Source organism: Xanthomonas sp. SHU 199 (assembly GCF_000364665.1).
GTDB classification, from domain to species: domain Bacteria; phylum Pseudomonadota; class Gammaproteobacteria; order Xanthomonadales; family Xanthomonadaceae; genus Xanthomonas_A; species Xanthomonas_A sontii.
On sequence record NZ_AQOI01000404.1, the window covers coordinates 1 to 10,209 of the forward strand.

At 70.3% G+C, this 10,209-nt stretch carries 8 protein-coding genes; 4 read left to right on the forward strand and 4 right to left on the reverse strand.

The genetic code is table 11. The features are described from left to right. The 4 genes from D183_RS24735 to D183_RS0113360 all read right to left on the reverse strand — a co-directional run. A partial coding sequence (locus D183_RS24735; protein WP_039727544.1) for a trehalose-6-phosphate synthase occupies positions 1-412 on the reverse strand: 412 nt, incomplete at its 3' end. Then, the gene (locus D183_RS0113350; RefSeq protein WP_017909438.1) at positions 409-2,190 is read right to left on the reverse strand and encodes a glycoside hydrolase family 15 protein; all 1,782 of its coding nucleotides are present in this window, start codon (positions 2,188-2,190) and stop codon (positions 409-411) included. The genes D183_RS0113350 and D183_RS24735, both read right to left, overlap by 4 nt. Positions 2,191-2,266: 76 nt before the next feature. Then, a complete protein-coding gene (otsB, locus tag D183_RS0113355; protein WP_026144452.1) occupies positions 2,267-3,019 on the reverse strand; it encodes a trehalose-phosphatase in 753 nt (250 codons plus the stop codon). Between the two features lie 260 nt (positions 3,020-3,279). Beyond that, the gene (locus D183_RS0113360; protein WP_026144453.1) at positions 3,280-5,718 is read right to left on the reverse strand and encodes a TonB-dependent receptor plug domain-containing protein; all 2,439 of its coding nucleotides are present in this window, start codon (positions 5,716-5,718) and stop codon (positions 3,280-3,282) included. 243 nt (positions 5,719-5,961) lie between these two features. Here D183_RS0113360 and D183_RS0113365 point away from each other — a divergent pair, with 243 nt between their 5' ends. From D183_RS0113365 to D183_RS0113380, 4 genes are all read left to right on the forward strand, one after another. Next, on the forward strand, positions 5,962-6,441 hold the full coding sequence (locus D183_RS0113365) for a DUF3574 domain-containing protein (protein WP_017909441.1): 480 nt from the start codon (positions 5,962-5,964) through the stop codon (positions 6,439-6,441). 103 nt (positions 6,442-6,544) lie between these two features. Then, positions 6,545-6,964 carry a GNAT family N-acetyltransferase gene (locus tag D183_RS0113370; RefSeq protein ID WP_232757274.1) on the forward strand — a complete coding sequence of 140 codons (420 nt, stop codon included), beginning with the start codon at positions 6,545-6,547 and terminating at the stop codon, positions 6,962-6,964. Positions 6,965-7,069: 105 nt separating this feature from the next. Further along, the gene (locus D183_RS0113375; RefSeq protein WP_017909443.1) at positions 7,070-8,668 is read left to right on the forward strand and encodes a hypothetical protein; all 1,599 of its coding nucleotides are present in this window, start codon (positions 7,070-7,072) and stop codon (positions 8,666-8,668) included. A 55-nt stretch (positions 8,669-8,723) separates the two neighbouring features. Then, a complete protein-coding gene (locus D183_RS0113380; protein ID WP_026144455.1) occupies positions 8,724-9,929 on the forward strand; it encodes a lysozyme inhibitor LprI family protein in 1,206 nt (401 codons plus the stop codon). Positions 9,930-10,209: the final 280 nt, after the last annotated feature.

A 10,209-nucleotide genomic window follows, 5' to 3' on the forward strand; every position in this document is an offset into this window, starting at 1 on the left:
AGGCCAGCGGGATCAGGTGATAGTCGTGGATCCATACCGTGTCGTCCTCGCGCAGCAGCGGCGCGAGCTTGTCGGCGAACATGGCGTTGACCCGGCGGTAGCCCTCGCGGGTGGCGCGGTCGTAGTCGACCAGGTCCAGGCGGAAGTGCAGCAGCGGCCACAGCGTGCGGTTGGCGAAGCCGTTGTAGTACGCGTCCAGGTCGGCGCGATTCAGGTCCATCGTGACGAAGCGGATATCGCCCTGGGTCTGTTCGTGCATCGCGCCGCTGTCGCCGCGCACGGTCTTGCCGCTCCAGCCGAACCACACGCCGCCGCGCTCCTTCAGCGCCGCCAGCAAGCCCACCGCCAGGCCGCCGGCGCGGTTCTCGCCGGGCAAGGCCACGCGGTTGGATACCACCACCAATCTGCTCATGACGCCTCCTGCCAACTGCGCGACAAGCGCATGGCGGCGATGATCAGGCCGACATGCGAATAGGTCTGCGGGAAATTGCCCCAGGCTTCGCCGTTGTCGAAGGCCAGATCCTCCGACAGCAGGCCCAGGTGATTGCGCCGGGCGAGGATGCGCTCGAACAGCTCGCGCGCCTCCTCCTTGCGGCCGATCGCGGCCAGGGCGTCGATGTACCAGAACGTGCAGATGGTGAAGCTGGTCTCCGGTTCGCCGAAATCGTCCGGCGCCACGTAGCGGTACAGCGCATCGCCATGCTTGAGATCGCGGCCGATCGCCTCGACGGTGGCGATGAACCGCGGATCGTCCGGGGCGATGAAACCGATGTCGGCCAGCAACAGCAGCGACGCGTCCAGCCGGTGGCCGTTGAAGGTGTCGGTGAAGTGGCCCAGCTCCGTGCTCCAGGCCTCGGCGAGCACGCGTGCGTGGATGCGCTCGGCGCGCTCGCGCCAATACGCCACGCGGTCTTCCAGGCCCAGCCGCGCGGCGATCTTGGCCAGGCGGTCGCAGGCGGCCCAGCACATCGCGCTGGTGTAGGTGTGCACCTCGGCGCGGCCGCGGAACTCCCACAGGCCGGCGTCGGGCACGTCGTGCAGTTCGAACGCGCGCTCGCCCAGCGGCTCCAGGCGCAGGAACGTGTGGGTGTCGCCGGGATCCTTCAGGCGCAGGTCGAAGAACAGCTGGGTGGAGGCCAGCACCACGCTGCCGTACACGTCGTGCTGCTTCTGGATCCAGGCCAGGTTGCCGCGCCGCACCGGGCCCATGCCGCGGTAGCCGGCCAGCGACTCGACCTCGTGTTCCTCCAGCGCCGCCTCGAAGCCGATGCCGTACAGCGGCTGCAGGCTGCCGTCGGTGGTGGCGATGTTGAAGATGTAGCCGAGGAACTGCTCCATGGTGCGGGTGGCGCCGAGCCGGTTCAGCGCGCGCACCACGAAGGCGGCATCGCGCAGCCAGCAGTAGCGGTAGTCCCAGTTGCGCGGGGTATCCGGCGCTTCCGGAATCGAGGTGGTCATCGCCGCGATGATCGCGCCGCTGTCCTCGTACTGGCACAGCTTCAGGGTGATCGCGCTGCGGATCACAGCCTCCTGCCAGTCCAGCGGCACCGACAGGTAGCGCACCCACTCGCGCCAGTATTCCTCGGTGCGTTCCTGCGCTTCCTGGATGTAGCCGGTCAGCGAGCGGGTCAGCGATTCGTCCACGCCCAGCATCAGGTTGACCGGGTGGTTGAGCACGAACGGCAACTCGTCGCGGATGAAGCGCACCGGCACGTCGGTGGTCAGGCGCAGTGTGAAGTCCGGCAGCAGCCAGCGCACGTGGTTGCTGCCCCAGGTGCTCTCCGGCTGGCGCGCGCCCCAGTCGGCCAGCGGCCTGGCAAGCACGCGGATGCGCGGGTTGCCGGCCAGCGGCCGCACCTGGCGGATGATGCTGACCGGGCGATAGAAGCGGCCGTGGTTGCGCCAGCGCGGCGCGAAGTCGATCACCTCCACCGCGCCGCCGTGGGCGTCGCGCAACACCGTGCGCAGGATCGCGGTGTTGGCCAGGTAGTGCTGGTCGCTGTCGACGAAGTCTTCCAGTTCGATGCTGAAATCGCCGCCAGGATGCGCGCGCGGGGAGAGCAGGGCGCAGAACGCCGGGTCGCCGTCGAAGGCCGGCAGGCAGCTCCACACCACGCTGGCCCGTTTGTCGATCAGGGCGCCGAAGCTGCCGTTGCCGATGACGCCGAGGTCGAGATTGGGGGAACTCATGGAGCGGTCGGGTCCTTGTGCGGAAGCAGTGGGGGAAACGGCCACGGGGCGCGGACGGGCAGGCGTTGCGCTGGCCTCATCCGGCGTTATCGCGCAGCCAGGCGTGTACGCCGCGTGGATCGGGCAGCGCATAGGTGGCGACGCTGTCGGCGCGGCTGCCGACCAGCACGCTCCAGCCACCGGCCTGGTTGGCCGCGGCGAAGCCGAATTCGTCGGTGAGATCGTCGCCGACGAACACCGGGCGGCGCCCGCGGAACGGCGGTTGCTGCAGCAGCGTGGTCAGCGCCACGCCCTTGTCGCTGCCTTCGGGCACGAACTCGACCACGTGGTCGCCGGGCTGCAGGCGGTAACCGGGCAGGTCGGCGAGCTGTTCGTCGGCGAACGCCAGGACCGCCTCCGCGGCGGCCGGCGCGGCCCGCCAATGCAGGGCCATGCTGGCGCCCTTGTCTTCGACCAGCACGCCCGGATGCGCCTGGCGCAGATGCGCGGCACGCGCATGCAGCGCATGCAGAAACTCGGAGGTATCGGCGGGCATCGCCGCCTGCGCTTCGGCGTCGCTGCGCAGTTCGTGGCCGTGCAGGCCGGCGGCGGGCAGCCGCAGCGGCGCGAACAAGGCGTCGAGCTGCGTCAGCGGACGTCCGCTGACCAGCGCCACCGCGCCACCGAGGCGCTGGTGCAGGCGGCCGATCGCCTCACGCACCTCGGGCAGCAACTGCACCTGGTCGGGGCGTTCGGCAAAGGCGATGAGAGTGCCGTCCACGTCCAGGAACAATGCGCAGGCATCGTCCAGACGCGGCGGCGGCGGTCGGAGGGGGAGCGCGTCTGCCATCCGGCCATGATGGCGCAGGGGGCGTTAGCGTCAGGTGGATTGAGTGCGGGGATTCGGGAGTGGGGATTGGGGATTCGTAAAAGCGGGCGCCCAGCGGCTGTGGCTGTCTGCAGATGACGGGATTGGGGATTCGGGATTCGGGATCGGGTGGCGTTTCACGAGTGCCGACGCACCGCTTCTGCGAATCCCGAATCCCGACTCCCCAATCCCGGCTGTTTTTGCGAATCCCCAATCCCCACTCCCGAATCCCGGCCCCTCCGTCAGAAGGTGTACCGCACCCGCCCGTAGTAGTAAGCGCCGTTGCTGCCGATCGGCGACAGCACGTCGTAGGGCAGGTTGCCGAAGTAGGCGATGTCCGGCTTGGAGCGGTCGGCGTAGGCGTCGGTGAGGTTCTGGCCGCCCACCGCCACGCTCCACTGCGGGGTGAGGTGGTACTCGACCTCGGCGTCGAGTTGCCACTTGGCGCGGTAGGTCTGCTCCGGGGCGAAGCCGCCGCCGAAGTCGAACACGCGGGTGGCGCTGCCGTAGCGGGTGACGCGGGTCTGCAGCGACCAGCGCGCGTCGCTCCAGTTCGCCGCCAGCTGCGCGCGGGTGCGCGGGGTCGCCTCGGTCAGGGTGTTGCGCTCTTCCACGCCGAACAGCACGTAGTCCGGATTCAGCGCCAGCAACTGCGCCGGCGTGGCCACCACGTTCTCCAGTTCGGTCTTGGCGTAGCTCCAGGTGCCGGTCAGCTGCAGTTGGCCCTGGCCCAGCGCCTGCCGCCAGTTGCTGACCAGTTCGGCACCGCGGGTGCGGGTGTCGGCGGCGTTGACGAAGAAGCTGGCGCTCTGCAGGCCGGTGATGCCGAAGCGCTGCGCGACGAAGTCGGTCAGGGCGTCGCCGTCGATGCTTTCCGACAGCGCGATGCGCTTGTCGATGTCGATCTGGAACAGGTCCAGCGACAGGTCGAAGTGGCTGCCGACGCGGCTGGTGAAGCCCAGGCTGTAGTTGCGCGACTTCTCCGGCTGCAGCGTGCGCGCGCCCAGCGCCTGCGCGATCGGGTTGTCGACCGAGAGCAGGCGGCCCTGCAGCAACTGGCCGTTGGCGTTGTAGCCGGTGGAACTGGCCTCGTAGCCGATCTGGCTCAGCGACGGCGCGCGGAAGTTGTTGGAGATCGCGCCGCGCAGGGCGAATGCCGGGACGAACTCGTAGCGCGCGGCCAGCTTGCCGGTCAGTTCGCCGCCGAAATCCTGGTAGTGCTCGTAGCGTGCGGCCAGGTCGGTGGAGAGCTTGTCGCCGAACTGGCTGGACACGCTGGCGTAGACGCTGGCGACGTTGCGCGACAGGTCGGCCGCGTCCTGCGGCGTCAGGCCGCCGCCGGCCTGGGCGCCGGTGGGGCGGTCGGTGTAGGGGCCGGCGGCGTAGCTGGCCGGGTCGCCCGGACGCGTGCGGTAGTGCTCGCGGCGCAGCTCCACGCCGGTGCCCACGGTGTGGGTGGCGCCGGCGACGTCGAAGCTGCGGCTCAGGTCGAGGTTGGCCACGCCTTGCGCGAACGCGTAGTCGCCGGTCTTGAAGCGGGTCGGGCTGCCCGGGCCCAGCGAGGCGTTGAGCGAGTGCTTGAGCCGGTAGGTGAAGTCGTTGCGGCCGTAGTCGAGGCTGGCGTCGTAGGCCCATTCGCCCCATTGCCCGCGCGCGCCGAGCACCGCCTGCAGGTCGCGGTTCTCGCCCAGCGACACCGGGCGGTAGCCCTGCGGATACACCTGGGTCCAGTTGGCGGCGCCGTCGGGGTAGCGGAAGTAGTTGGCGCCTTGCGTGTCGCGCTGGTTGTAGGTGCCGAAGGCATAGACCTCGCTGCCCTGGCCGAACGGCAGCTTGCCGTTGAGCCAGGCGTTGAGATCCTTGCTGGCGCCGTCGCCGAGTTCATAGTTGCGCTTGCCGGCCAGGGCCAGGTTGGCCGGGGTCTGTTCCTCGAACGGCGGGATCTGGTCGAAGCCGGCGCGGTTGGAGGCCTCGTGGTTCTTCAACTCCAGGCCGACCTTGAAGAAGCCGCCGTCCTCGCCCAGGCGCGTGCCGACCTTGCCGCTGGCATAGCCGGTCTGACCGTCGGTGAGGGTGCGGTGGATCGGCTTGACGTCGGTGTGGTTGGCGCCGTAGCTGGCTTCCAGCGCGCCGCTGTCCGGGTCGTCGTCCAGGATCACGTTGATCACCCCGGCCACCGCGTCGGAGCCGTACTGCGCGCCGGCGCCGTCGCGCAGCACTTCGATGCGCTTGATCGCGCTGATCGGGATGGCGTTGAAGTCCACCGGGGTGGTGCCCTTGCCGATCTTGCTGTCGGTGTTGACCAGCGCCGAGGTGTGGCGGCGCTTGCCGTTGACCAGCACCAGCACCTGGTCGGGCGAGAGCCCACGCAGCTGCGCGGCGCGCACGTGGTCGGCGCCGCCGGAGTTGGACTGGCGCGGGAAGTTGAAGGAGGGCAGCAGCGCCTGCAGCGCACTGCCGAGTTCGCCATTGACCACGCCGGCCTTGCGGATGTCCTCGGCGCTGAGCACGTCCACCGGGGCGGTGGATTCGAGCACGGTGCGGCCGCTGGCGCGGGTGCCGGTGACGATCACCGTGTCCAGATTGGTCGCGGTGGCCGGGGCGGCCTCCTGGGCGAGGGCGGGGGCCGCCAGGGCCAGGGCGATGGCCAGGCTCAACGGCCTGACGAACGGGGACGACATGGGGGTTCTCTCCTGAAACGATGACCATCGAGACCGGCCGCGCCGGCCATGGCGGCGACTGGGGTCGGCAAAGGTTGCTGCATCCATCCGGATGAAGCGATATATTAGCCCGACGTTAAGGCGATGTGCGAGCCGTGTGTTCGGTGCGCTCGGGCATGAGCTCATGCCCGGTGGTTATCCGGTCCGGTCCGCACCTGGCCTACGATCGTGTGTTGCCTGCCCCTTCCGACCGAGACCTTGCCGATGCTGCTGCGTGCCCCGTTGATCGCCGTCCTCCTGGCCCTGAGCGCCTGCGCCAGCGTCGCCCCGTCCGCGCCTGCCGCGCCGAGCACGGCCAGCGCGACGCTGCAGGGCGATGCGGCGCGGCCGGCGCAGGCCAGCGGCTGGGTGCGCAGCGAGCTGTACTTCGGCGTGGGCGAGGAGAGCGGCCCGGCCGACCGTCCGCAGGCCGAGCCGATCAGCGAGGCGCGCTGGCGCGCGTTCCTGGACAAGGAGGTCACGCCGCGCTTTCCCGACGGCCTGACCGTGTTCGATGCCTACGGCCAGTGGCTGTTCCGCGGCGCCAAGGAGCCGAACCGGCTCAACACCAAGGTGCTGGTGATCCTGCACGAGGACACCCCGCAGCGCCGCGCCGACATCGAGGCGATCCGGCTGGCGTGGAAGCAGGCCACCGGGCACCAGTCGGTGCTGTGGGCGCGGCAGGCGGTGGACGTGTCGTTTTGACGGCCGGGATTCGGGAGTGGAGATTCGGGATTCGCAAAAGCGGACCGCTGCAGTGAGTGCGGGGCCGTTCGTGATTCGGCCTGGTGATCTGGACGATCCGGCGGTGCGTGGGTTGCTGGAGTACCACGTGCAGCAGATGCAGGCGCAGTCGCCGCCGGAAAGCGTGTATGCGCTGGATGTTTCCGGTCTGCGGCGCACCGACGTGCGGGTGTGGAGCGTGTGGCGCGACGATACGCTGGCCGCGGTCGGCGCGTTGCGGACGCTGGACGATGGCAGTGGCGAACTGAAGTCGATGCGCACGCATCCGGCGTTCCTGCGCCAGGGCGCGGCCGCGGCGCTGCTCGACCATCTGATCGCGGTCGCCCGCGCCGAAGGCCTGCAGCGGCTGAGCCTGGAAACCGGCAGCGGCGCGGCGTTCGCGCCGGCGCTGGCGTTGTATCGCCGGCGCGGCTTCCGCAACGGGCCGGCGTTCGGCGACTACGTGCCGAGCGCGTTCAACCAGTTCCTGCATCTGCCGCTGTAGCGCCGCGGCGCGCCGTCGCCGGAAAACGGCATCCTGCGCGTGCACCGATCCGACGGCGCCGCTTGCCCTTACCATCCCTCGACCCCCAACGCCGCCACTGCCCGCATGTCCACTCCCGCTCCTGTCTCGCCGCGTCCGCGTTGGTTCGTCGCCGGCGACCTCAACGGCTTCTTCGGCCTGGTGGTCGACAACCTGTCGATCCTCGGCTTCATCACCCTGGCGCTGGTCGGCCTGTTCCAGTTCCCCGTCGAGGTCATCTACACCCGGATGATTCCCGGCACCGCCTTCGGCGTGCTGGTCGGCAACCTGCTCTACACCTGGATGGCGCGGCGGCTGGCCGCGCGCAGCGGGCGCAGCGACGTCACCGCGATGCCGCTGGGCCTGGATGCGCCGACCAGCATCGGCATGGCGCTGCTGGTGCTCGGCCCGGCGTTCGTGCGCTACAAGCAGCAGGGCCTGGACCCGCAGGCCGCGGCGCTGGCCACCTGGCACCTGGGCATGGCGTCGCTGGTGGTGATGGGCGCGCTGAAGACCGTGCTGTCGTTCTTCGGCGATGCGGTCACCCGCGCCTTGCCGCGCGCCGCGCTGCTCGGCTCCATCGCCGGCATCGCCATCGTGTTGATGGGCTTCCTGCCGCTGCTGGAGACGCTGCGCACGCCGCTGGTCGGGCTGGTGGTATTGGGCCTGCTGCTGTACGTGCTGATCGCCAAGGGGCGGCTGCCGTGGCGCCTGCCGGGGGTGCCGCTGGCGCTGGCGTTGGGTACCGGCCTGTACTACTGGGCCAACGCGGCCGGCTTCGGCATTCCCGGCCACCAGGCGCCGCAATGGAGCGCGCCGCAGCTGGTGTTGCCTTGGCCGAGCCTGGGGTTCGTCGCCGGCCTGGCCGACACGGTGCCGCTGCTGCCGTTGCTGCTGCCGTTCGGCCTGCTGATGGTGGTGGGCGGCATCAACGTCAGCGAAAGCGCACGTGCCGCCGGCGACGACTACCGCACCCGCGACATCCTGCTGGTCGAGGCCGGCGCGACCCTGATCGCCGGTGTCTGCGGCGGCGTCGCCCAGACCACGCCCTACATCGGCCAGCCGGCCTACAAGCACATGGGCGCGCGCAGCGGCTACACCCTGCTCACCGGCCTGTTCATCGGCCTGGGCGGCATGTTCGGGCTGGTCGCCGGCCTGGTGCAGTGGCTGCCGATGGCGGTGCTGGCGCCGATCATCGTCTACGTCGCCATCGACATCACCACCCAGGCCTTCCAGGCCACGCCCAAGCGCCACGCCGGGGCGATGGTGCTGGGCTTCCTGCCGTCGGTGGCCTACCTGCTGGCGATCAAGGCGCCGGGCTGGATCGCCCCGGAGCAGCTGGCAAAACTCACGACCACCCTCGACGGCCACGGCCTGCCCGAGCTGGCGGTGATCCTGACCCTGGGCAACGGCTTCATCATCACCGCGATGCTGTGGATCGCCGCAGTGGCGGCGATGGTGGACGGCCGCCTGCGCCGTGCCGCCGTGTTCCTGCTGGTGGCGGCCGGGCTGACCCTGTTCGGGCTGATCCACTCGGTGGACCCGCGCGGCGGCCTGTACCTGCCATGGACGCTGAGCGGCGTGCCCAAGCTGATCGCCTGGCAGTTCGTCGGCGGCTACCTGGTGCTGGCCGCGCTGCTCGGCCTGCTGTCGTTGCAGAAGCCGCGCGCGGTGCTGGTGGAGTGAGCGGCGGCGCGACAAGCTGTGCCGGGATCGCAACGATGCACGAGAGGAGGATGGCATGAACGCTTGCCCTGGCCTGCGCATGCGTGCGCTGGCACTGCTGCTGGCACTGGGCTGGATGCCCGAGGCCGGCGCGGTGTCGTTCGATTGCAGCAAGGCAACCACGGCGGTGGAGCGACTGTTGTGCACGGACAAGCGGTTGGACGCCACGGAGGAATGGCTGGCCCTGCGCTATGCGGCGCTGCGCGACGTGGTCCCCGCGGCGCAGCGGCCTGGCGTGCGCAACGCGCAGCGCGACTGGCTGGCGCAGCGCCAGAGCTGCCTGGCCGAGACCGATCCGGGCGCCTGCCTGAAACAGCGGATGGAGGCGCGGGTACGCGCGCTGGACGCCGAGTTCGCGCCGCAGGCGGCGCGCTTCGACCGCATCGTCGCCAGCATTCCCACCACGCCTGCCGCGGCGGCGGCGCAGCTGCGCGCCTACGATGGTGGTCTGGCCTCGGCCTGGCTGGTGTACCTGCATCGCTTCGTGCCGGCGGCCGGGGTGGCGGCGGCCGAAGCGCGTGCCCGGTTCGCGTCCGCTAGCACCGCCCTGCGGCAGCAGGACGGGGTATCCGCCGGGCTGCTCGACACGTCCGAGCCGAGCAGCCGACAGGCCGGGGAAGCGCGCGACCTGACCCTGTTGCGGCTATGGATCGAACGCAGCGGCTATACGCCGGATGCGGCCACGCAGCCGAATCCGCGTCCCTACGTGCATTGTTTCGTGTTCGCCGCGCAGGGCGAGACCGCCTACGACGCCATGGGCCCGCTGTATGGCTCCAGCCGCGATCTTTCCGCGCCGATCTGCCGGCCGTTGCCCGGCCTGTTCGATCAACCCGCATGGATGCGCTTGCAGCAGGCATTCGGCAGCCTGGTGGATCGCGTCTCCGACGACGCGGGCACCATGCGCTACGCGGATTTCGCCGCATGGCGGGTGCTGTCGCTGCAGGCCACGGTGTCGCCACTGCTATTGCTGAAACGACCCAAGGGCGCCGAGCCGCCCGGCGATCCGGCCGCCGCCATCGCCGCGTGGCACGACGCGAGCGTGTGGCCGCAGGCCGATCGCAAGGCGGCACTGGCGGCCTTGCAGCCGGCGCGCGCTGCCGCGGCGCAATGGATGATCGCGCACAAGGCGATGCCGGCGGCGCAGGCCGACCGCGTCGCGGCGGCGCTGGTCGCAGCCTGGGTCGGTGCGCGCATCGCCTTTGCCGAAGGCCCGCAGGGGTAATGGTCGCGTACGCGGCGCTGGTGGGGCGCTGGCGCCTCGCGAAAGGCGTGCATCTAGGCTGAACGCTGGCCGTCGCACGCTGGAACCGGTGCGCATCGCGGCGGTCACACCTCCATTGTCCGATGGAGATGTGCCTCCCATGCAGCCGCGTCACTCGTTCTGGCCGTGGATCCTGGTCGCCGTGCTGGTGGCCGCCGCCGCGGCCTGGTTGTTCCGCGACAACATCGCCGCGCTGTGGCCCGTCGCCGCGCCCGCACCTGCCGCGGTCGCGCCGCCGCCC

Bases quoted from the DNA above. Each gene is read 5' to 3' on its own strand.
- D183_RS0113375 (WP_017909443.1), top strand. From the start codon at position 7,070: ATGTCCACTCCCGCTCCTGTCTCGCCGCGTCCGCGTTGGTTCGTCGCC.
- D183_RS0113380 (WP_026144455.1), top strand. From the start codon at position 8,724: ATGAACGCTTGCCCTGGCCTGCGCATGCGTGCGCTGGCACTGCTGCTG.
- D183_RS0113350 (WP_017909438.1), bottom strand. From the start codon at position 2,190: ATGAGTTCCCCCAATCTCGACCTCGGCGTCATCGGCAACGGCAGCTTC.
- otsB (WP_026144452.1), bottom strand. From the start codon at position 3,019: ATGGCAGACGCGCTCCCCCTCCGACCGCCGCCGCCGCGTCTGGACGAT.
- D183_RS0113360 (WP_026144453.1), bottom strand. From the start codon at position 5,718: ATGTCGTCCCCGTTCGTCAGGCCGTTGAGCCTGGCCATCGCCCTGGCC.
- D183_RS0113365 (WP_017909441.1), top strand. From the start codon at position 5,962: ATGCTGCTGCGTGCCCCGTTGATCGCCGTCCTCCTGGCCCTGAGCGCC.